Source organism: Kocuria rosea, from assembly GCF_006094695.1.
Classification (GTDB): Bacteria; Actinomycetota; Actinomycetes; order Actinomycetales; family Micrococcaceae; genus Kocuria; species Kocuria rosea.
The window spans coordinates 718246-738264 of the sequence record NZ_CP035103.1 but is presented as its reverse complement, the minus strand read 5'-3'; the positions used below and the strand labels follow the sequence as shown (position 1 = coordinate 738264).

Below are 20019 nucleotides of genomic sequence, written 5' to 3'. Positions count from 1 at the left end.
TCGGGCGCTCGGCGACGGGGCAGGACCACCGTGGGGCAGTGGTCCCGGGGTGTGACGTAGGTTATCGTGGTCATAATACCGAACGATCGGTCAGGATGCGGGCGACGGACCGGCCGCCCGCGCGCACCCGAGCGAAAGGACCACGCACCGTGGCAGCACAGACCCAGACCATCCTTCCCAGCTACCTGAGGGGCCGGTGGTGGTCGCCGGAGAACCCGCAGAAGGTGACGGAGGTGGCCGACGCCTCGACCGGCGAGGTCGTGGCGCGCGTGTCCACGGACGGCATCGACATCGCCTCCGCCGTGGACTACGGCCGGACCGCGGGGCAGCGCTCCCTCGGGGAGCTCACCATCCACGAGCGGGCGCTCAAGCTCAAGGAGCTCGCCCAGTACCTCACCGAGCACAAGCAGGAGCTCTACGACGTCTCCTACTCGACCGGGGCCACGCTGAAGGACCACTTCTTCGACGTGGACGGCGGCATCGGCACCCTCTTCACGTTCTCCTCCAAGGGCCGGCGCGAGCTGCCCAACGCCAACGTCGTCGTGGACGGGGCGGTGGAGCAGCTCTCCAAGGACGGGTCCTTCCTGGGCGAGCACATCTACACCCGCATGCCCGGCGTCGCCGTGCAGATCAACGCGTTCAACTTCCCGGTGTGGGGCATGCTCGAGAAGTTCGCCCCCGCCTTCATCGCCGGCATGCCGACCCTGGTGAAGCCGGCCACGCCGACCGGCTACGTCACGGCCGCCTGCGTGCGCCTGATGATCGACTCCGGCATCCTGCCGGAGGGCTCCCTGCAGCTGGTCTCCGGCTCCGCCCGGGACCTGCTCGACCACCTGGACTACCGCGACCACGTGGCCTTCACCGGCTCCGCCGGCACCGCGCAGTCGCTGCGCCACCACGAGAACGTCATCGACGGCGGAGTGCGCTTCACCGCCGAGACGGACTCCCTCAACGCCGCGATCCTCGGCCCCGACGCCACCCCGGAGACCCCGGAGTTCGACGCCTTCGTGAAGGCGGTGTTCGTCGAGATCACCTCCAAGGCCGGGCAGAAGTGCACGGCCATCCGGCGCGTCATCGTCCCGCAGGACCGCGTGGAGGACGTCGTGGCCGCCGTCGCCGAGCGCGTGCAGCAGCGCGTGGTCATCGGCGACCCCCGCACCGAGGGCGTCACCATGGGCGCCCTGGCCTCCAAGGAGCAGCAGGGCGAGGTCCGCAAGGCCGTGGAGCGCCTGGTCGCCGCCGGCGGCACCGTCCGCCTGGGCGGCCCGGACGCCTCCGTCGGCGACGCCGACACCGGGGCGGGCGCCTTCTTCCCCGTCACGGTGCTGTCCTTCGACGACCCGGACACCCCGGAGGTGCACTTCGTCGAGGCCTTCGGCCCCGTCACCTCCGTGCTCGGCTACACCGACGTCGACGACGCCGTGCGGCTCGCCGCGCTCGGCGGCGGCTCGCTCGTGGCGACCGTGTGCACGAACGACGGCGCGACCGCCGCCCGGTTCACCGCGGGCATCGGCTCGCACCACGGGCGCGTGCACTTCCTCAACCGCCAGGACGCGAAGACCTCCACCGGCCACGGCTCCCCCATGCCGCACCTGGTCCACGGCGGCCCCGGCCGCGCCGGCGGCGGCGAGGAGCTGGGCGGCGTGCGCGGCGTCAAGCACTACATGCAGCGCACCGCGATCCAGGGGCCCCCGGACATCCTCACGGCGGTGACCGGGGTCTGGCACCGGGGCGCCGCGGCGAACACCGTGACCCGCGAGGCGGTCGAGAACGGCACCGGCGAGCACCCGTTCCGCAAGTCCCTGGAGACGCTGCGGATCGGCGACCAGTTCGCCTCCGAGCTGCGCACCGTGACCCTCGAGGACATCACCGAGTTCGCCGAGAAGACCGGCGACACCTTCTACGCGCACACCGACGAGAAGGCCGCCACGGCCAACCCGTTCTTCCCGCGCCGGGTGGCCCACGGCTACCTGCTGGTCTCCTGGGCCGCCGGGCTGTTCGTGGAGCCCGCCCCCGGTCCCGTCCTGGCGAACTACGGCCTGGAGAACCTGCGCTTCATCACGCCGGTGACCTACGACGACCACATCCGGGTGACCCTCACCGCCAAGCAGATCACCCCGCGGGTCACCGACGAGTACGGCGAGGTCTGCTGGGACGCGATCCTGCACAACCAGCACGACGAGATCGTGGCGACCTACGACGTGCTGACCCTGGTCGCGAAGACCTGGCCCACCGCCTGACCCGGGCGAGACCCGCCCGGACTGCCGGGTCCCCCCGAAGCACGCGATCCCTCACGCACCGGGCGTGGGGGATCGCGTGCTTCGGGGGACCCGGCGGCGAGCGGCCTCCGCGGTCGGGGCTCGGCGGAGCGACCGGGCGAGGGCTCAGGAGGCCCGCAGCCCCGAGAAGGCGAGCGCGACCACGGTGTCGGCCAGCCCGTCGTCGGCCCTGTCCGGGTCCGGCCGGTACCAGTCGACGATCGAGTTGATCATGCCCAGGAGCAGCCGCGAGGCGGACCGGCCGCTGAGGTCGCGGCGCAGGTCGCCCTCCGCCTGCGCCTGCTCGATGAGCGCGCCGACCCGGCGGGTGACCGTGCGGCGGCGCTCGAGCGCCCTCGTCTCGACCTCCGAGTTGCCCCGCAGCCGCAGCAGCAGGGTCACGTACGGCATCTGCTCCACGAGCACGTGCACGGTCCCGCGGATCACCTGCTCGAGCCGCTCGACCGCCGGGGCCTGCGTCCGCTCGGCGGCGGCCAGGACCTCCTCGAGCGCGTCGAGGGCCCGGCCCAGCGCCTGCTCGAGGATCTCCTCCTTGGACTCCACGTGGTGGTAGATCGCGGACTTGGAGATCCCCAGGTGCTTGGACAGCGTTCCCATCGACGTGGCGTCGTAGCCGTGCACGTTGAAGACCTCCACGCACACGGCGAGCAGCGTCTCGCGGTCGTAGCCGGGCCGGCCCCGGCGCGGGGCCGCGCCGTCCGGAGGGGCGGGCGCCGGTGCGTGCGTCATGGGGACCTCGATCTCGGTGGGGACGGGCAGGACAACGATCTTATGCCGCGGCGGGCCCCCGGGCCGTCCCGGGGGCCAGCCGCGGCACGGGTCGGCGCCGGTGCGTCACGCGTCCTTGCGGTGGTCGTAGACGCGGCGCAGCTTGCCGGAGGACCGGGCGAGGGTCCCCGGCTCGGCGATCCGGATCGAGGCCGAGGAGCCGATCTTCGTCTTGATGGCGTGCAGGAGCTTCTGGCCGCCCGCCTCGGCGGCCTCGACGGTCACCTGCTCGCGCCGCTCGATGTTGATGGTCATCTGGTCCATCCGGTGCGGACGGGTGATCTCGAGCGTGAAGTGCGGGCTCAGCTCCGGCACCTGCAGGGCGAGCTCCTCGATCTGGGAGGGGAACAGGTTGACCCCGCGCAGGATGATCATGTCGTCGGAGCGGCCCGTGATCCGACCCATCCGCCGGTGCCCGGGCCGGTCCGTGCCGGGCAGCAGTCGGGTCAGGTCGTGGGTGCGGTAGCGGATGATCGGCAGGGCCTCCTTGGTGAGCGCCGTGAAGACGAGCTCGCCGGGCCGGCCCGTGTCCTGGACCTCGTCCGTGAACGGGTCGATGATCTCGGGGCGGAAGTGGTCCTCCCAGATGTGCGAGCCGTCCTTGGACGCGGCGGACTCGCCGGCCACGCCGGGGCCCATGACCTCGGAGAGGCCGTAGATGTCGCACGCGTCGACGTCGAAGGCCGTCTCGATCTCGCGGCGCATCTCCTCGGTCCAGGGCTCCGCCCCGAGCACCGCGGTGCGCAACGACGTCTCCCGCGGGTCCAGGCCGAGCTTCCTGAAGCCGTCGGCGATGGTCAGCAGGTAGGTGGGGGTCGAGAGGATGGCCTCGGGCTGGAAGTCCCGGATCATCTGGACCTGCTTCTCGGTCTGCCCGCCGGACATCGGGATGACGGCGCAGCCCAGGCGCTCGGCGCCGTAGTGGGCACCGAGCCCGCCCGTGAACAGACCGTAGCCGTAGGCGTTGTGCACCTTGTCCCCGGGGCGCACGCCCGAGAGCCGGAAGCAGCGGGCCACGAGGCCCGCCCAGGTGTCGATGTCGTTCTGCGTGTAGGCCACCACGGTGGGCTGCCCGGTGGTGCCGGAGGAGGCGTGGATCCGCCGGACCTCGGACATCGGCACCGCGAGGGACTTGAACGGATACGCCTTCCGCAGGAACTCCTTGTCCGTGTACGGGAAGAGCCGGAGGTCCTCGAGCTCCTTGAAGTCGCCGGGGTGCACGCCGTGCGCGTCGAAGAGCTCCGTGTAGGCGGCGACGTTCTCGTAGGCGTGGTGCAGGGTCCAGCGCAGCCGCTCGACCTGCAGGGACTCGATCTGGTCCCGGCTCATCGTCTCCTCGGGGTCCGGCTGCGACCGGTCCGCCGGGGCGGGGGCGGGGGTGTAGGGGTTCGGGACGGAGCACTCGGTCATGTCAGACTTCCTCGGGCTGCGGGGCGGACGGCTGGGCGGACTGCAGGACGGGCTGCGCGGCCGGGTCCCCGGCAGGGTCCTCGGCAGGGCGCTCCGCGGGCTTCGCCGCGCGGAGGGCGGGGTTGGGGATGGTGCGGCTGCGGCCCCGGAACTCGGCGATGAGCCGGCCGTCGGCCAGGACCTGGATGTCGTAGACGCCGCTGCGCCCCGCCTGGGCGCGCACGGTCCCCACGGCGGTGAGCTCCTGCCCGCGGTAGGCCGAGGCGAGGAAGTTGATGTCCACTCCCGCGGCCACCGTGATGGTGGTGCCGTCCCCGGCGGGGTCGTTGCAGGCGAGGGCGAAGCAGGTGTCCGCGAAGGCGAAGACCATGCCGCCGTGGGCGATGCCGAACCCGTTGAGCATCTCCTCCCGCAGGGTCATGCGGATCTGGGCGTGGCCGTACTCGGCACGGTCCACGGTGATGCCCATCCAGCGCGAGGTGCGGTCCCCCGCGAGGATCGGATGGCCCTGGGACATGTAACTCTCCTCACAGTTCACGACCGAATGTTCAGTAGACAATCCCACTCCGCCGCCCGTGTCAACCCGCACCGCCCCGGAGGAGCGCGGGAGCACACCATCGGCGTCACCTGTTGACGCCACCCCCGGGGGCTTATATTCTGAACGAACGGTCAGTTAGTCGCGTGCGGCCCTTCCGCCCCGCGGCGCCATCTCGTCGGAAGAGGGACACCATGACTACGCAGAACACGGGGCTCCACGCCGTGCCCGCCGCGGACGCGGCCGAGCAGGCGGAGCTGGACCGCGCGGGCGAGCAGCACTTCGACCGCATCATCGCCGAGGACTCCCGGATCGAGCCGCGCGACTGGATGCCCGCCGCCTACCGCAAGACCCTGGTCCGCCAGGTCTCGCAGCACGCCCACTCCGAGATCATCGGCATGCAGCCGGAGGGCAACTGGATCTCCCGGGCGCCGTCCCTCAAGCGCAAGGCCATCCTCATGGCCAAGGTGCAGGACGAGGCCGGCCACGGGCTGTACCTCTACTCCGCCGCCGAGACCCTGGGCACCCCCCGCTCCGAGCTCAACCAGCAGCTGCTGGACGGCCGGGCCAAGTACTCCTCGATCTTCAACTACCCCGCGCGCACCTGGGCCGACATGGGCGCCATCGGCTGGCTCGTGGACGGCGCGGCGATCGCCAACCAGGTCCCGCTGTGCCGGGCCTCCTACGGCCCCTACGGCCGGGCCATGGTCCGCATCTGCAAGGAGGAGTCCTTCCACCAGCGCCAGGGCTGGGAGATCCTCTACGAGCTCTCCCACGGCACGCCCGCCCAGAAGCAGATGGCCCAGGACGCCGTGAACCGCTTCTACGGCCCCTCGCTGCAGATGTTCGGCCCCCCGGACGACGACTCGCCCAACTCGAAGCAGTCCATGGCGTGGAACATCAAGCGCTTCTCCAACGACGAGCTGCGCCAGCGCTTCGTGGACATGATCGTGGAGCAGGCCGCGGCACTGGACCTGACCCTGCCGGACCCGGACCTCAAGTGGAACGAGGAGCGCGGCCACTACGACTACGGACCGCTGGACTGGGACGAGTTCAAGGCCGTCGTCGGCGGCCGGGGCCCGTGCAACCTCCAGCGCATGCAGCGCCGCCGCACGGCGCACGAGGACGGCGCCTGGGTCCGCGAGGCCGCCGCCGCCTACGCCCGCAAGACCGCCGCGGAGCGCGCCTCCGCCGAACTCATCGGAGCCTGAGCATGAGCGAGAACACCGTGAGCCCGATCGGCGCGCCCTCGGACGAGTGGCCCCTGTGGGAGGTGTTCGTGCGGTCCTCGCGCGGGCTCTCCCACGTCCACGCCGGATCCCTGCACGCCCCGGACGCCACGATGGCCGTGCGCAACGCCCGGGACCTCTACACCCGCCGCAACGAGGGGACCTCCGTGTGGGTGGTGCCCTCCGCGGCCATCACCGCCTCGGACCCCGACTCCAAGGGCGGGTTCTTCGAGTCCGCCCAGGGCAAGAGCTACCGCCACGCCACGTACTACACCAAGAGCGAAGGGGTGAAGCACCTGTGAGCTTCGCATCCCACGAGTCCGCGACCCGGCAGAGCGCGGGCGACGCCATCACCGCGGAGGACATCCGGGCCGGCGGCGCGAAGGCCCCCGAGGACGTGGCCCGCTACGCCCTGTACCTGGGCGACGACGCCCTGATGCTCGCCCAGCGCCTCGGCTGGTGGATCGCCCGGGCCCCGGAGCTCGAGGAGGACATCGCGCTGGCCAACATCGCCCTGGACCTGCTCGGGCACGCCCGCTTCCTGCTCACCTACGCGGGCACCGCGTGGGGGAAGACCGAGGACGACCTCGCCTACTTCCGCGACGAGGAGGAGTTCCGCTCCTGCCGCCTCGTGGAGCAGGAGAACGGCGACTTCGGGCAGACCATCGCCCGGCAGCTGATCTTCTCCTACTACCAGTACGAGCTCTACCGCCGCCTCGTCCGCTCCACCGACCCGACGCTCGCGGCCATCGCGGACAAGGCGCTCAAGGAGGTCGAGTACCACCAGGACCACGCGAGCCAGTGGATCCTGCGCCTGGGCCTCGGCACGGAGGAGTCCAAGCGCCGCGTCCAGGCCGGCCTCACCTACATGTGGCCCTACGTGGACGAGCTGTTCCACGACGACGAGCTCGTCAAGTCCCTCGGGGACGTCGCCGTGCTCCCGTCCTCCCTGCGCGCCGACTTCGACCGCCGGATCACCGCGATCCTCGACGAGGCGGGGCTGTCCGTCCCCGAGGTCCTGGGTGCCTGGGGCGGCGACCGCTCGGGGCAGTTCAGCGAGCAGCGCGGCCACATCCTCGCCGAGATGCAGGTGCTGGCCCGCCGGCATCCCGGCGCCACCTGGTGAGGAGGCGATGACGATGACCGGCTCCGAGCAGACGGGCGCCACGCAGGTGACCGGCCGCGAGCTGCGCCCCCGGGACGAGGCCGCCGGCCGCGTCTGGGACATCGCCGCCACGGTGAACGACCCCGAGGTCCCCGTGCTCTCCATCGCCGACCTCGGCATCCTGCGGGACGCCCGGCTGGAGGGCGCGCGCGCCGTCGTCGTCATCACCCCGACCTACTCCGGGTGCCCCGCGATGGAGACCATCACCACGGACGTCACCCGGGCGCTCAACGCCGAGGGCTACGACGACGTGCGGGTCGACCTCGTGCTGCAGCCGGCGTGGACCACGGACTGGATGAGCGACGAGGGCAGGCGCAAGCTCGACGAGTACGGCATCGCCCCGCCCAGCGGCCGGGCCGCCGCCGGCCCCGTCCGGCTGGGGCTCACCGTCAAGTGCCCGCGCTGCCACTCCCTGAACACCCGCGAGCTGACCCGCTTCGGGTCCACCGCCTGCAAGGCGCTCCACGTCTGCAACGAGTGCCTGGAACCCTTCGACTACTTCAAGGTGCACTGATGACCGAGATCACCGCCCCCGCCCGGCGCCGGGCCACGTTCAACACCCTCGAGGTCGCCCAGGTCCGCAAGCTCACCGCGGACTCCGTCGAGGTGGCCTTCACGGTGCCCCCGGAGCTCGTGGACGACTACGACTACCTGCCCGGGCAGTACGTGGCGCTGCGCGCCCACATCGACGGGCAGGAGGTCCGCCGGTCCTACTCGATCTGCGCGGAGCCGCGGCCGGGCGAGATCCGGGTGGCGATCAAGCAGGACATCGGCGGGGTCTTCTCCACCTGGGCCAACAGCTCCCTGAAGGCCGGCGACACGCTCGACGTCATGAACCCCCAGGGCGCGTTCATCTCCAAGCTCGGGCTCACCAGCATGAACGACCCCGAGCGGCTCGCCGCCGAGGAGGTCGCGAAGAACGCCTCGGTGCACCTCGTGGCCTTCGCCGCGGGCTCGGGGATCACCCCGATCATGGCGATCGCCAAGGCCGTGCTGCGCGCCTCGGAGTCCTCCACGTTCGACCTCGTCTACGCGAACCGCTCCGCGATGGAGGTCATGTTCGCCGAGGAGCTCGGGGACCTCAAGGACAAGTACCCGTCCCGCCTGGCGGTCCACCACGTGCTCTCCCGCGAGCAGCGGATCAGCCCGCTGATGTCCGGGCGGATCGACGCCGACAAGCTCCAGGACATCCTGGACGAGGTGCTCCAGGTGGACCGGACGGACGAGTGGTTCCTGTGCGGGCCGTTCGAGCTCGTCCAGCTGTGCCGGGACACCCTGGCCGAGCGCGGCGTGGCCGAGGACAAGATCCGCTTCGAGCTCTTCAGCACCGGCCGCCCCGAGAACCCCCAGGGCCAGCAGGGCCGCGTGGTCCAGGCCGACCCCTCGGGCGAGAGCTACGACATCACGTTCAACCTGGACGGCCTGTCCAGCTCGATCGAGTCCCCGAAGAACGCGCAGGAGACGGTCCTCAACGCCGCGCTCCGGGTCCGCCCCGACGTCCCGTTCGCGTGCGCCGGCGGGGTGTGCGGCACGTGCCGCGCGAAGGTCGTCTCCGGGGAGTTCGTGATGGAGGAGAACTACGCCCTCGAGAAGGACGAGATCGAGAAGGGCTACGTGCTCACCTGCCAGACCCGTCCCACCTCCAAGGAGCTCGTCGTCGACTTCGACGCCTGAGCCGCTCGCTCCGGGGGCCCGGCACCGTGCAGGTGCCGGGCCTCCGGGCCGTCCCGCCCCCAGTCCCGACCTCACCGAGGAGCAGCAGTGATCGACCTGACCATCGACGGATCCGTGGCCGAAGTGGTGCTGAACGCACCCGGCAGGATGAACGCCCTGGACGAGGCGGCACTCGCCGAGCTCGGCGACGCCTACGCCGAGGCGGCGAGGGCCGGCGTCCGGGCCCTCGTGCTGCGCGGCGAGGGCCGCGGCTTCTGCGCCGGCCGCGACATCTCCGCGGTGGACCCCGCGAGCGACGACGCCCACGGCTTCCTGGCCGGGAAGGTCACCCCGCTGCTGCGCGCCATGACCCGGTTCCCCGCCCCGACGTTCGCCGCCGTGCAGGGCGCGTGCCTGGGCGTGGGGCTCGGCCTGGCGATCGCCACGGACGTGGTCTACGTCGCGGACAGCGCCAAGATCGGCTCCCCCTTCGCGAACCTGGGCGCGACCCTCGACTCGGGCGGGCACGCCCTGTTCACCGAGCGGCTCGGCGCCCACCGGACCCTGGACCTCATCTACACGGCCGAGCTGATGAGCGGCCAGGAGGCCGTGCGCTCCGGGCTGTTCAGCCGTTCGGTACCCGCCGACGAGCTGCTCGAGCTCACCCGGGCCAAGGCGGCGGCCGTGGCCGAGGGCGCGACCGGCGCGTTCCTCGCCTCCCGCGAGCTCGTGGCCCAGATCCGCGACGAGCGCCTGGGGCTGTGGGAGTCCGTCGAGAACGAGAACCGGGTGCAGGGCGAGCTGTGCCGCAGCGCCGACTACGCCGAGGGCTTCGCCGCGTTCCAGCAGAAGCGCCCGCCGCGGTTCACCGGCGGCCGGTCCTGACCCGGGAGGACGGTCCCGCCGGGTCCGGGCCCCGGGGCGCACGCGGGCCGGACCCGGGACGAACCGGGTTAAGCGGTCGGGGAACAGCCCGCCCGCTCCGCCGGGAGCCGGTTAACGTGGTGGGCATGACATCCACGGTGACCTCTTCGGTGTTCGACCTCTCCGGCTTCGACCGCTCCGTCCGCCCCCAGGACGACCTCTACCGCCACGTCAACGGCACCTGGCAGCGCCGGACCGAGATCCCCGACGACAAGCCGTCCGTGGGCGCGTTCATCGAGCTGCGGGACCAGGCGGAGGCCGCCGTGCGCGAGCTCATCACCCGGGCCCGCGCCGGGGACCCGGAGGCCGTGGAGTCCAAGATCGCGAACCTCTACGCGTCCTTCATGGACGAGGAGCGGATCGAGGCGCTCGGCGCCTCCCCCCTCGCCCCGGACCTCGCGGAGGTCGACGCCGTGGCGGACGTCCCCGGCCTGGTGCGCCACCTGGGCCGGATGATCCGCCGCGGTGCGGGCGGCCTGGTCGGCGTGGACGTCGACGCCGACCCGGGCGACCCCGAGCGCCAGCTCGTGTTCGTGGGGCAGTCGGGGCTGGGCCTGCCCGACGAGGAGTACTACCGGGACGACCAGCACGCCGCGATCCGCGGGAAGTACCTGGAGCACGTGCGGACCATGCTGTCCCTGGCCGGGGTGGAGGACGCCGAGGAGCAGGCCCGCGCCGTGGTGGACCTCGAGACGCGGATCGCCGCCCACCACTGGGACAAGGTCACGGTCCGCGACCTCACCAAGATGTACAACCCCATGGGCTTCGAGGAGCTCGCGGCCTCCACCGCGGTCCTCGACTGGCGGCTCCTGGCCGAGGGCGCGGAGCTGCCCGGGACGGCGCTGCGCACCGTGGTCAACGCCCAGCCGAGCTTCTTCACCGGGGTCGAGGAGCTGCTCGTCGACGAGCTGCTGCCGGCCTGGCGGTCCTGGGCCCGCTGGCACCTGGTCTCCGCGCGCGCCTCCTACCTGTCGTCCGCGTTCGTCGAGGAGGACTTCGCCTTCTACGGCACCGTGCTCTCGGGGACCCCGCGGCTCAAGGACCGCTGGAAGCGCGGGGTCGAGCTCGTCAACGGGGTCCTCGGCGAGGCCGTGGGCGAGCTCTACGTCGCCGCGCACTTCTCCCCCACCGCCAAGGAGCGGATGGACGAGCTCGTGGCCAACCTCCTGGAGGCCTACCGCGTCTCGATCACGGGCCTGGACTGGATGACCGAGGAGACCCGCCAGGAGGCGCTGAAGAAGCTCTCCCAGTTCACCCCGAAGATCGGCTACCCCGAGAAGTGGAAGGACTACTCCTCCCTGCGGATCGACCCCGAGGACCTGGTGGGCAACCGGATCCGCACCACGGAGTTCCGGCTCGCCGAGCTCGTCCGCAAGGCGGGCCAGCCGGTGGAGAAGCACGAGTGGCTCATGACCCCGCAGACGGTCAACGCCTACTACCACCCGCTGCGCAACGAGATCGTCTTCCCGGCCGCGATCCTGCAGCCCCCGTTCTTCGACGAGGACGCCGACGACGCCGTGAACTACGGCGCGATCGGCTCCGTGATCGGCCACGAGATCGGCCACGGCTTCGACGACAAGGGCTCGACCTGCGACGGCGACGGCCGGCTGCGCAACTGGTGGACCGACGCCGACCGGCAGGCCTTCGAGGAGCGCACGGCGGAGCTGGTGCGCCAGTACGACCGCCTGGTCCCGGAGCAGCTCGCGGAGGAGGGCACGCACGTCAACGGCGAGCTCACCCTCGGGGAGAACATCGGGGACCTGGGCGGGCTCACGATCGCCCACCAGGCGTGGCGGATGTCCCGGGAGACCGGCAGCGCCTTCGGCCCCGGGGAGCTGATCGACGGCTACAGCCCCGAGCAGCGCCTCTTCCTGTCCTGGGCCTACGTGTGGCAGCAGAAGTCCCGCGACGAGGCGCTGCGCCACCGCATCGCCACCGACCCGCACTCCCCCAACGAGTTCCGGGCCAACCAGACGGTCCGCAACGTCCCCGCCTTCTACGAGGCGTTCGGGGTGCAGGAGACGGACGCGCTGTGGCTGCCCGAGGTGGAGCGCGTGCGCATCTGGTGACCGGGGGCCGGGATCCGTCCCGGCCTCCGGCTCAGCCGCCGGAGCTGACCAGGAACACGACGGCGACCAGCCACAGGACGAGGAACAGCACCAGGACGCCGAGCAGGACGGTGCCGACCCAGCCGAGCACCCGCCCGGGAACGGCGGGGGTGCCGAGCTTCTCGGCCTCCCGCGCCTGCCAGATCGCGAAGGGGCCCAGCAGGGGCAGCACCACCACGCTCAGGATGCCGAGGATCAGCGCGGTGTCGGCGTGGCTGCGGCCCACGGCGAAGCGCTCCGCCTGCCACGGCGGGGGTGGGCCCCACGGGGTCGTCGGGCCGCCCGGGATCGTCGGGCCGCCGCCGGCGTGCCCGGACCCGCCGGGGCCGTCCGGGCGCGGCGGGGCATCGGAGCGGTCGTCGTCCACGGGGTCCTCCAGGGGTCGTCGGTGCAGTCGGTCAGACCGGTCGGTCGGTTCAGTCGGTCGGTCGGTTCAATCGGTCGGTCGGCGGTCGCCTCAGCCCTCGTCGGAGGGCAGCAGCTCCGCCGGGCCGAACCGGCGGTTCGCGAGCACGGGCACGGTCTCGCGCACCTCGGCGATGCGCTCGCGCATGACGTCGGCGGTCAGCACGGTTTCGTCCTCCCCCGCCTCGGCGACCACCACGCCGAGCGGGTCGAGCACCGCGGAGCGGCCCACCGTGTGCTCGGAGCAGGTGTCCGCGGCCGCGACCCAGACGGTGTTCTCGATCGCGCGGGCCTTGAGCAACGCCTGCCAGTGGTCCACCTTGTGCTCGCCGGCGAACCAGGCCGCGGGCACGGTGAGCAGCTCCGCCCCGGCGTCGACCACGGCGCGGCAGATCTCGGGGAAGCGCAGGTCGTAGCAGGTGATCATGCCGACCGCGAGCTCCCCGATCCGCACCACCGTGACGCCCTTGTCGCCCGGGCGGATCCGGTCGGACTCCCGGTGGCTGAAGGCGTCGTAGAGGTGGAGCTTGCGGTACGTGCCGAGGATCGCGCCCTGCGCGTCCACGGCCACGAGCGTGTTGTAGGGGCGCCCGTCGGCGGAGCCCTCGTAGCCGCCCGCGATCACGGCGACGCCGGTCTGCGCGGCCAGGAAGGACAGCTGCTGGACGAACCCGGACCAGCCGCGCAGGACCAGCTCCTCGAAGTCCTCCCCGAGGAGCCGCTCGGAGAACATGGCCTCCTCCGGGAACACCACCAGCTGCGCCCCGCCGGCCGCGGCCTGCTCGGTGAGCCGGCGCATGGTCCCCAGGTTCTCGGCCGTGTCGGCGGTGGGTGCGAACTGTCCGACGGCGATCTTCACGGGTGTCCTCCTCGGCGGGTCGCGGCTGGAGCTCCCACTGTATCCGCGACCGGTGCATCCGCGACCGGCCCGTGCGCCTGCCTGTGCCCCCACCCGTGGCACAGCTCGCGGCACGGCCCGTGGCAGGATGGGGCCGACACGACCGTGCGAGCGAAGGGCAGGCGATGGGCGAGCAGTCCGAGACCCCGGGGCGACGCCGGCTGTCCGAGCGCGTGCTCGGCGGCGGGACCGCCCCCGACCCCCGGTTCACGCTGGCCAACGAGCGCACGTTCCTCGCCTGGATCCGGACCGCGCTCGCGTTCCTGGCCGGCGGGATCGCCATCGAGGCGTTCACCGCGGACCTGTTCGACGACGGCGTGCGGAAGTTCCTCGCGATCGTGCTGCTGGTGCTGAGCATGCTCCTCAGCGCGGGCGCCACGTTCCGCTGGATCGGGGTGGAGCGGAGCATGCGGCGCCAGGCCCCGCTGCCCCTGCCTTTGCTCGCACCGGTGCTCGCGGTGGGCGGGGCGATCGCGGCGGGAGTGCTCGTCGTCGTCGTCCTGCAGGGCTGAGATGCCCCGCCCGCAGCTCCGCCGCCCTCCGGGGCCCCCGGACCCCCCTCGGCCGCCGCACGGGGACCCCGGGCTGCAGCCGGAGCGCACCACGATGGCCTGGGGCCGGACCCTGATGTCCTTCGTGGTGGTCTCGGCGATCTTCCTGCGCTGGCTGCCGCACCACGGGCCGTTCGTGCTGGTGCTGTTCGGCCTGGCGGTCCTCACGGCGGCGGCGATCTACGTCACGCAGCGCCCCCGCTACGTCCGCAGCGCCCGCGGCATCGTCGAGGAGGGCACGGAGCCGGAGGTCGGCGCCGTGCTGGCGACCTCGGCCGCGATGCTCGCCCTCGGCGCCCTCGGCATCTGGGTGGTCCTGGTCCTCGTCTGAGCGTTTCCCTGCCTGCCCGCGAGGTCGCACGTGCCGGCGACCGGGGCGCTCGAGGTCGCCGACGCGTGCAACCGCGCGGAGGAGAGGAGGGATCAGTTGATGAGGTCGCGCACCACGATGGTGTCGTCGCGGTCCGGGCCCACGCCGATCGCGGACATCCGGGTGCCGCTCATCGACTCGAGCGCCTCGACGTAGGCCCGGGCGTTCGCCGGCAGGTCCTCCAGGGTGCGGCAGCCGGTGATGTTCTCCTCCCACCCGGCGAAGTGCTCGAAGATCGGCTTCGCGTGGTGGAACTCGGTCTGGGTCATCGGCATCTCGTCGTGCCGGACGCCGTCGACGTCGTAGGCCACGCACACCGGGATCTGCTCGATGCCGGTGAGGACGTCGAGCTTGGTGAGGAAGTAGTCGGTGAAGCCGTTGATCCGGGAGGCGTGGCGGGCCATCACGGCGTCGTACCAGCCGGTGCGGCGGGGACGGCCCGTGTTGACGCCGAACTCGCCGCCGGTGGTGCGCAGCTGCTCGCCCATCTCGTCGAAGAGCTCGGTGGGGAACGGCCCGGCGCCCACGCGGGTGGTGTAGGCCTTGATGATGCCGATCGCCCGGGTGATGCGGGTCGGCCCGATGCCCGAGCCCACGGACGCGCCGCCCGCGGTGGGGTTGGAGGACGTCACGAACGGGTAGGTGCCGTGGTCGACGTCGAGGAAGGTCGCCTGGCCGCCCTCCATGAGCACCACCTTGTCCTCGTCGAGGGCCTGGTTGAGCAGGTAGGTCGAGTCCACGATCATCGGGGCGAGCCGGTCGGCGTAGCCCAGGAAGTACTGCACGACCTCCTCGACGTCGATGTCCCGGCGGTTGTAGAGCTTCACGAGCAGCTCGTTCTTCTGCCGCAGCGCGCCCTCGATCTTCTGCCGCAGGATCGACTCGTCCAGGACGTCCTGGACGCGGATGCCGAGCCGGCCGACCTTGTCCATGTAGGCGGGTCCGATGCCGCGGCCCGTGGTGCCGATCGCCCGCTTGCCGAGGAAGCGCTCCGAGACCTGGTCCATCGTCTGGTGGTACGGGGCCACGAGGTGGGCGTTCGCGGAGACGCGCAGCCGGGAGGTGTCCGCCCCGCGCGCCTCGAGGCCGTCGATCTCCTCGAAGAGGGCCTGGGGATTGACGACGACGCCGTTGCCGATCACGGGGACGGCGTTGGGGCTCAGGATGCCCGCCGGCAGGAGCTTGAGCTCGAACTTGTCGCCGCCCACCACCACGGTGTGCCCCGCGTTGTTGCCGCCGTTGGGCTTGACCACGTAGTCCACGCGGCCTCCCAGCAGGTCGGTGGCCTTGCCCTTGCCCTCGTCGCCCCACTGGGCGCCGACGATCACGATTGCTGGCATTGAACGACTCTCCTGCCTGGATGGAACGGGACTTCTCCCGCGGGCCCCGGCGGAGGCGCGCACCGGCCGGGCACGACAACGCCCCTGCGTCGGCCCGCTCCCACCCGCGCGACCGGGACGGCGCGACGCCGGCAGGAGGAGACCCAGGGGCTCGTACCGTGCAAGTCTAGCGGGCCGTGACCCGGGACCGGCATCCGCCGCCCCGTCCGGCGGCCGCCGCGGTCCGATACCCTCGATGCTCATGAGTTCCCCTTCCACGTGGACCCCGGGCGGGTCCCCGTCCTCCGTGCCCGCGGCCGCCCCGGGCACCCACCTCAAGGCCCGGCACCTCGTGATGATGGCCCTGGGCAGCGCGATCGGCACCGGCCTGTTCATCGGCACGGGCGCCGCGATCCGCACCGCCGGGCCGGCGGTGCTGCTGTCCTTCCTGGTGGCGTGCGTGCTGCTCGTGCTCGTGATGCGGGCGCTGGGCGAGATGGCCGCCGCGGATCCGTCCCCCGGCGCGTTCTCCACCTACGCCGAGAAGGCCATGGGCCGCACCGTGGGACGCACCCTCGGCTGGCTGTGGTGGGCGCAGATCGTGGTGGTGGTCGCGGCGGAGGCCACGGCCGCGGCCCAGCTGCTCGCGGAGCTGTGGCCGGTGGCCGAGCAGTGGGTGCTGGCGCTGCTGTTCATGGTGGTGTTCACGGCGATCAACCTGGTGCGGGTGCGCACGCTCGGGGAGACCGAGTTCTGGTTCGCGCTGATGAAGGTGCTCGCGGTGCTGGCCTTCCTCGCGGTCGGGATCGCCGTGCTCCTGGGCCTGACCGAGGAGCCCTCCCCGGGGCTCGCGAACCTCACCGCTCACGGCGGCTTCCTGCCCCACGGCCCGACCGGGGTGGCCGCCGCGCTGCTCGTGGTGGTCTTCGCGTTCGGCGGCACGGAGCTCGTGACCATCGCCGCCGCGGAGACCGAGGACCCGCAGCGCAACGTGGCCCGCGCCGTGCGCACCATCCTGGTCCGGATCCTCGTCTTCTACGTGGGCGCCGTGACCGTCATGGTCCTGGTGCTGCCGTGGAACGACGAGCAGCTCTCGGTCAGCCCGTTCGTGGCCGTGCTGGAGACCGCCGGGGTGCCCGGCGCGGACGTGCTGATGGCCGTGGTCATCATCCTGGCGCTGCTCTCGGCCCTCAACGCGAACATCTACGGCGCGTCCCGGATGCTCTGGTCGCTGGCCCGCCGCGGCTCGGCGCCGCGGGCCTTCGCCGACGTCTCCGACCGCGGGGTCCCCCGGAGCGCGGTGGTCGTCTCCGTGCTCTTCGGCTTCGCCGCCGTGGTGCTGAACTACCTGTGGCCCGAGACCGTGCTGCTGTGGATGCTCAACACCGTGGGCGCGACCTGCCTGGTCGTCTGGGGGCTCGCGCTGGTCTCGCAGATCGTCCTGCGCCGCCGCGCGGACCGGGACGGCACCGAGCTGCCCCTGCGGATGTGGGCCTTCCCGTGGCTGTCGTACCTGGCGCTGGCGCTCCTCGCCGGGATCGTCCTGCTCGGGCTGCTCGACGGCGCCGTGCGGGGCCAGCTCCTGCTCACGGCCGGGCTGGTGGCGCTCATCGCCCTGGCCTCGAAGGTGCTCGGCCGCCGGGCCGAGCACGCCCCGCAGGACTGATCCGGCGGAGCCGCGGCTCCGCCGGGGCCACGGGCACAGGACATGCCGCGGTGCGCGGCCGTCGCCGGCGCCGGTGACGGTGTCAGAGGCGGTGCTCCGGCGGGATCAGCGGGCGCTCGGCGCGGACCCGCAGCTCCTGGACCGCCCACGAGTTGCCGTCGGGGTCGCTGAAGCCGAAGACGGTGCCGCCGTCCCGCTCGTCGAGCACCGTGATCCCGCTCACCTCCACGCCCCGGGACAGCAGCTCCTCGCGGGCCGCCCGGGCGTCCGCGACCACCAGCTGGAGCCCGCGCAGGGATCCGGGGGCCATCTCCCGGTGGGCGGGGAGGTTGCCCACCACGATCGAGCAGCCGGACCCGGGCGGGGTCAGCTGGGCGATGTCCATCTGCTCGGTGGTGGTGTGGTGGTCGAGGTGGAAGCCGACCTGGTCCCGGTAGAACTCCACGGCCCGGTCGACGTCGCGCACCGGCACCAGCACCACCTCGAGCGTCCAGTCCACGGTCAGGCCCCGCCCTGCGCGGTCCGCCCGCCCAGCAGCTCCTCGAGCCGCTCGTAGCCCTCGGCCATGCCCTTCTCCATGCCGGATCCGACCATCCCGTCGCGGGCCTCCTGGGACGCGTGGACGGTGTGCCCGCGCAGCCGGCACCGGCCGTCGCCCAGGTCCTCGAAATGCAGGTACTCCAGGTCCACGGCGTCGGGCCAGCCCTCGTACTCGAAGGTCTGGACCACGAGCTCGTTCTCGCGCACCGTGTGGAAGACGCCGCGGAAGGCGTACTCCTCGGTGCTGTCCTCGCCGCGCTGGACGAACCGGTAGGCGCCGCCGGGGCGGAACTCGAAGCCGTCGATCCGGGTCCGCAGCCCGCGCGGCCCGATCCACTGCCGGAACAGCTCGGGGTCGGCGTGGGCGCGGAAGACGTCGGCCACGGGGTGGTCGAACTCGCGCTCGAAGTCGATGAAGGGCAGGCCGTCGGGGACGGTCAGGTGCAGTGCGTGTCCCATGGTTCAGTCCTGGGTGTGCTCGCCGCGGTCCGCGGCTCGGGTGTCGAGCACGGCGTCGAGGCGGCGGAACTGCTCCTCCCGGACCAGCCGGTACCGGTCGATCCACGCGGTGAGCGCCTCGAGCCGTGCGGGGTCCAGGTGGACGGGCCGGCGCTGGGCGTCACGGGTGCGCGTGACGAGCTGCGCCTGCTCGAGGACCTGGATGTGCTTCGAGACCGCCTGGAGGGAGATCGCGAAGGGTTCCGCCAGTTCGGTGACCGTGGCCGGTCCGCGGCTGAGCCGGGCGACGATGCGGCGGCGGACCGGGTCGGCCAGGGCCAGGAAGGCCCTGTCGAGCTCGTCGTCGCCGGGGTCCACGGTGTTTGTCAACTGATTCCTTGATCAACCTGTTGGTTGTCAAAGACTAGGCCGCCCGCCCCGGCCCGGCAAGACCCGAGACCGGATCGTGACGGACCCGGACCTGCGCTCCGCATGGGCGTCGCCGCCGGTGCGTCGCCGCCGGTGCGTCGCCGCGCGTCCGTGTTGCGTCCTGTGACGCCGCGGTCGTCACAGTCGGCGCACCGGCGTCTTCTGGGCGCCCGCACTTGGCAGCGCGGCGGGGCAGCCGCTGGAATGGGTCCTGCATCTATCCAGAGCGGCCGAGAGACCTGGCTCGTCGACGCCGCAGCAACCATCCGCGCCCCCGCCACGGGGTGCGCGGAACGGTGCTCCCGCCAGGACCGATGGAGCTGTCGCAGCCTCCCGGGTCCACTCCGGGACGGCTGCTGCCCTCCCTCGGGGTGACCCTTGGAGGAAGAACGTGACACCACGCCCGACCGCCCGGCCGGCGCCGCCGTCCCTGTCCTACGAGCTCTATCCGCCGCGCAGCGCGGCGAGCGCCGACATGCTGCTGCGGACCATCGAGGAGCTCGAGCCCACCCGTCCCGACCACGTCTCGGTGACGTACAGCGGGGACGAGCAGCGCCGGGACAGCTCGCTCGCCCTGCTCGACCACCTCCTGGCGCGCACGAGCCTGCGGCCCCTGGCCCACCTGACGTGCGTCGGCAGCACCCGGGCCGAGCTGGAGCAGACCGTGGCCGCACTGGTCCGCCGCGGCGTCCGGGGCGTCCTGGCCCTGCGCGGCGACCTCGACCCGGGGGCCGAGCCGGGCGAGCTGCGGCACGCCGGCGAGCTCGTGGAGCTCGTGCGCGAGGTCGAGCAGCGCCACACCGCGGCCCTGGCGGCCGGCCGGCTCGCCGTGGGCGTGGCCGCCTACCCGACCCGGCACCCGGAGTCGCCGTCCTTCCGGCACGACGTCGAGGTGCTGCTGGCCAAGCAGCGCTCCGGGGCGGACTTCGCGATCACGCAGGTCTACTTCCGCCCGCAGCGCTACGAGCGCCTGGTCGCGGCGGCGCGGGCGGCCGGGGTGACGATCCCGATCGTCCCGGGGATCATGCCGGTCACCGACCCGCGGCGGCTCCGGACGCTGTGCCGGCTGGCGGGCCTGGCGCCCCACCCGGGCCTGGCCGCCGCGCTGGAGGACGCGCCCGGTCCTGCCGAGCGGCACCGCGCCGGCGTGGCCTTCGCGGCGCGGCTGGCCCGCGCCGCCCTGGACGCCGGCGCCCCCGGGCTGCACCTCTACACCTTCAACGAGCACCGGGCAGCGCTCGACCTGCTGGAGCACGTGGACCTCCCGCGCGTCCCGCACGTGCCCGTCGCGCTCGAGGACCTCCTGCTCCCCGCCTGAGCACGCGACCACCC

The 20019-nt window shown here is 72.5% G+C and carries 21 protein-coding genes and 1 riboswitch; of the genes, 12 read left to right on the top strand and 9 right to left on the bottom strand.

Translation table 11 applies throughout. The annotated features are described in order from the left end of the window. Positions 1 to 95 precede the first annotated feature (95 nt). Complete coding sequence (paaZ, locus tag EQG70_RS03395; RefSeq protein ID WP_419095454.1) at positions 96 to 2240, top strand: phenylacetic acid degradation bifunctional protein PaaZ; 2145 nt, start codon at positions 96 to 98, stop codon at positions 2238 to 2240. A 144-nt stretch (positions 2241 to 2384) separates the two neighbouring features. Here the strand turns inward: paaZ and EQG70_RS03390 are convergent, their stop codons facing one another. The 3 genes from EQG70_RS03390 to EQG70_RS03380 form a co-directional block, all read right to left on the bottom strand. Continuing rightward, positions 2385 to 3008 carry a TetR/AcrR family transcriptional regulator gene (locus EQG70_RS03390; protein WP_109268533.1) on the bottom strand — a complete coding sequence of 208 codons (624 nt, stop codon included), beginning with the start codon at positions 3006 to 3008 and terminating at the stop codon, positions 2385 to 2387. A 105-nt stretch (positions 3009 to 3113) separates the two neighbouring features. Then, positions 3114 to 4457 (bottom strand): phenylacetate--CoA ligase family protein, encoded by a 1344-nt coding sequence (locus EQG70_RS03385; RefSeq protein ID WP_109268534.1) that lies wholly within the window; start codon positions 4455 to 4457, stop codon positions 3114 to 3116. 1 nt (position 4458) lies between these two features. Beyond that, positions 4459 to 4974: a hotdog fold thioesterase gene (locus EQG70_RS03380; RefSeq protein WP_109268535.1), complete on the bottom strand. Its 516-nt coding sequence runs from the start codon at positions 4972 to 4974 to the stop codon at positions 4459 to 4461. 212 nt (positions 4975 to 5186) lie between these two features. On the opposite strand from EQG70_RS03380, the gene paaA reads away from it, so the two are divergent. The 7 genes from paaA to EQG70_RS03345 all read left to right on the top strand — a co-directional run bounded on the left by paaA (position 5187) and on the right by EQG70_RS03345 (position 12032). Beyond that, the gene (gene paaA / locus EQG70_RS03375; RefSeq protein ID WP_109268536.1) at positions 5187 to 6203 is read left to right on the top strand and encodes a 1,2-phenylacetyl-CoA epoxidase subunit PaaA; all 1017 of its coding nucleotides are present in this window, start codon (positions 5187 to 5189) and stop codon (positions 6201 to 6203) included. A 2-nt stretch (positions 6204 to 6205) separates the two neighbouring features. After that, complete coding sequence (gene paaB / locus EQG70_RS03370; RefSeq protein ID WP_017833090.1) at positions 6206 to 6523, top strand: 1,2-phenylacetyl-CoA epoxidase subunit PaaB; 318 nt, start codon at positions 6206 to 6208, stop codon at positions 6521 to 6523. Beyond that, a complete protein-coding gene (gene paaC / locus EQG70_RS03365; protein ID WP_109268537.1) occupies positions 6520 to 7347 on the top strand; it encodes a 1,2-phenylacetyl-CoA epoxidase subunit PaaC in 828 nt (275 codons plus the stop codon). The genes paaB and paaC overlap by 4 nt, the downstream gene beginning before the upstream one ends. Before the next feature lie 7 nt (positions 7348 to 7354). Next, the gene (gene paaD, locus EQG70_RS03360) at positions 7355 to 7900 is read left to right on the top strand and encodes a 1,2-phenylacetyl-CoA epoxidase subunit PaaD (protein WP_017833088.1); all 546 of its coding nucleotides are present in this window, start codon (positions 7355 to 7357) and stop codon (positions 7898 to 7900) included. After that, a complete protein-coding gene (gene paaE, locus EQG70_RS03355) occupies positions 7900 to 9060 on the top strand; it encodes a 1,2-phenylacetyl-CoA epoxidase subunit PaaE (protein ID WP_109242979.1) in 1161 nt (386 codons plus the stop codon). Before paaD ends, paaE begins: the two co-directional genes overlap by 1 nt. Before the next feature lie 87 nt (positions 9061 to 9147). After that, entirely contained in the window at positions 9148 to 9924 is a 777-nt protein-coding gene (locus EQG70_RS03350) for an enoyl-CoA hydratase/isomerase family protein (protein WP_017833086.1), read from the top strand. A 125-nt stretch (positions 9925 to 10049) separates the two neighbouring features. After that, positions 10050 to 12032, top strand: a complete 1983-nt coding sequence (locus EQG70_RS03345; protein ID WP_109243047.1) for a M13 family metallopeptidase — start codon at positions 10050 to 10052, stop codon at positions 12030 to 12032. 31 nt (positions 12033 to 12063) lie between these two features. Here the strand turns inward: EQG70_RS03345 and EQG70_RS03340 are convergent, their stop codons facing one another. Beyond that, complete coding sequence (locus tag EQG70_RS03340) at positions 12064 to 12438, bottom strand: hypothetical protein (protein ID WP_109221767.1); 375 nt, start codon at positions 12436 to 12438, stop codon at positions 12064 to 12066. Between the two features lie 90 nt (positions 12439 to 12528). Beyond that, entirely contained in the window at positions 12529 to 13335 is an 807-nt protein-coding gene (locus EQG70_RS03335; RefSeq protein ID WP_109268538.1) for a carbon-nitrogen hydrolase family protein, read from the bottom strand. A gap of 164 nt (positions 13336 to 13499) precedes the next feature. On the opposite strand from EQG70_RS03335, the gene EQG70_RS03330 reads away from it, so the two are divergent. Both EQG70_RS03330 and EQG70_RS03325 read left to right on the top strand, forming a co-directional pair. Beyond that, positions 13500 to 13886, top strand: a complete 387-nt coding sequence (locus tag EQG70_RS03330) for a YidH family protein (protein WP_109268539.1) — start codon at positions 13500 to 13502, stop codon at positions 13884 to 13886. A gap of 94 nt (positions 13887 to 13980) precedes the next feature. Beyond that, positions 13981 to 14256 carry a DUF202 domain-containing protein gene (locus EQG70_RS03325; protein ID WP_341873715.1) on the top strand — a complete coding sequence of 92 codons (276 nt, stop codon included), beginning with the start codon at positions 13981 to 13983 and terminating at the stop codon, positions 14254 to 14256. 92 nt (positions 14257 to 14348) lie between these two features. On the opposite strand, the gene EQG70_RS03320 is transcribed toward EQG70_RS03325, so the two are convergent. Next, entirely contained in the window at positions 14349 to 15635 is a 1287-nt protein-coding gene (locus EQG70_RS03320) for an adenylosuccinate synthase (RefSeq protein ID WP_031282833.1), read from the bottom strand. Between the two features lie 235 nt (positions 15636 to 15870). Here EQG70_RS03320 and EQG70_RS03315 point away from each other — a divergent pair, with 235 nt between their 5' ends. After that, a complete protein-coding gene (locus tag EQG70_RS03315; RefSeq protein WP_052132993.1) occupies positions 15871 to 17280 on the top strand; it encodes an amino acid permease in 1410 nt (469 codons plus the stop codon). 82 nt (positions 17281 to 17362) lie between these two features. Here the strand turns inward: EQG70_RS03315 and EQG70_RS03310 are convergent, their stop codons facing one another. The 3 genes from EQG70_RS03310 to EQG70_RS03300 are packed head-to-tail and all read right to left on the bottom strand — an operon-like array spanning position 17363 to position 18636. Continuing rightward, positions 17363 to 17779 carry a VOC family protein gene (locus EQG70_RS03310; RefSeq protein WP_017833078.1) on the bottom strand — a complete coding sequence of 139 codons (417 nt, stop codon included), beginning with the start codon at positions 17777 to 17779 and terminating at the stop codon, positions 17363 to 17365. Between the two features lie 2 nt (positions 17780 to 17781). Further along, a complete protein-coding gene (locus EQG70_RS03305) occupies positions 17782 to 18279 on the bottom strand; it encodes an SRPBCC family protein (protein ID WP_109268540.1) in 498 nt (165 codons plus the stop codon). A 3-nt stretch (positions 18280 to 18282) separates the two neighbouring features. Further along, on the bottom strand, positions 18283 to 18636 hold the full coding sequence (locus tag EQG70_RS03300) for an ArsR/SmtB family transcription factor (RefSeq protein ID WP_017833076.1): 354 nt from the start codon (positions 18634 to 18636) through the stop codon (positions 18283 to 18285). A gap of 265 nt (positions 18637 to 18901) precedes the next feature. Further along, a riboswitch (SAM riboswitch) is annotated at positions 18902 to 19008 on the top strand. A 70-nt stretch (positions 19009 to 19078) separates the two neighbouring features. On the opposite strand from EQG70_RS03300, the gene EQG70_RS03295 reads away from it, so the two are divergent. Continuing rightward, positions 19079 to 20005 (top strand): methylenetetrahydrofolate reductase, encoded by a 927-nt coding sequence (locus EQG70_RS03295; protein WP_109268541.1) that lies wholly within the window; start codon positions 19079 to 19081, stop codon positions 20003 to 20005. Positions 20006 to 20019: the final 14 nt, after the last annotated feature.

Coding starts and splice junctions, on each gene's coding strand:
- EQG70_RS03330 (WP_109268539.1), top strand. CDS start 13,500: ATGGGCGAGCAGTCCGAGACCCCGGGGCGACGCCGGCTGTCCGAGCGC.
- EQG70_RS03325 (WP_341873715.1), top strand. CDS start 13,981: ATGGCCTGGGGCCGGACCCTGATGTCCTTCGTGGTGGTCTCGGCGATC.
- EQG70_RS03305 (WP_109268540.1), bottom strand. CDS start 18,279: ATGGGACACGCACTGCACCTGACCGTCCCCGACGGCCTGCCCTTCATC.
- EQG70_RS03390 (WP_109268533.1), bottom strand. CDS start 3,008: ATGACGCACGCACCGGCGCCCGCCCCTCCGGACGGCGCGGCCCCGCGC.
- paaD (WP_017833088.1), top strand. CDS start 7,355: ATGACGATGACCGGCTCCGAGCAGACGGGCGCCACGCAGGTGACCGGC.
- EQG70_RS03385 (WP_109268534.1), bottom strand. CDS start 4,457: ATGACCGAGTGCTCCGTCCCGAACCCCTACACCCCCGCCCCCGCCCCG.
- paaB (WP_017833090.1), top strand. CDS start 6,206: ATGAGCGAGAACACCGTGAGCCCGATCGGCGCGCCCTCGGACGAGTGG.
- paaA (WP_109268536.1), top strand. CDS start 5,187: ATGACTACGCAGAACACGGGGCTCCACGCCGTGCCCGCCGCGGACGCG.
- EQG70_RS03345 (WP_109243047.1), top strand. CDS start 10,050: ATGACATCCACGGTGACCTCTTCGGTGTTCGACCTCTCCGGCTTCGAC.
- EQG70_RS03315 (WP_052132993.1), top strand. CDS start 15,871: ATGCTCATGAGTTCCCCTTCCACGTGGACCCCGGGCGGGTCCCCGTCC.
- EQG70_RS03380 (WP_109268535.1), bottom strand. CDS start 4,974: ATGTCCCAGGGCCATCCGATCCTCGCGGGGGACCGCACCTCGCGCTGG.
- EQG70_RS03320 (WP_031282833.1), bottom strand. CDS start 15,635: ATGCCAGCAATCGTGATCGTCGGCGCCCAGTGGGGCGACGAGGGCAAG.
- paaE (WP_109242979.1), top strand. CDS start 7,900: ATGACCGAGATCACCGCCCCCGCCCGGCGCCGGGCCACGTTCAACACC.
- paaZ (WP_419095454.1), top strand. CDS start 96: ATGCGGGCGACGGACCGGCCGCCCGCGCGCACCCGAGCGAAAGGACCA.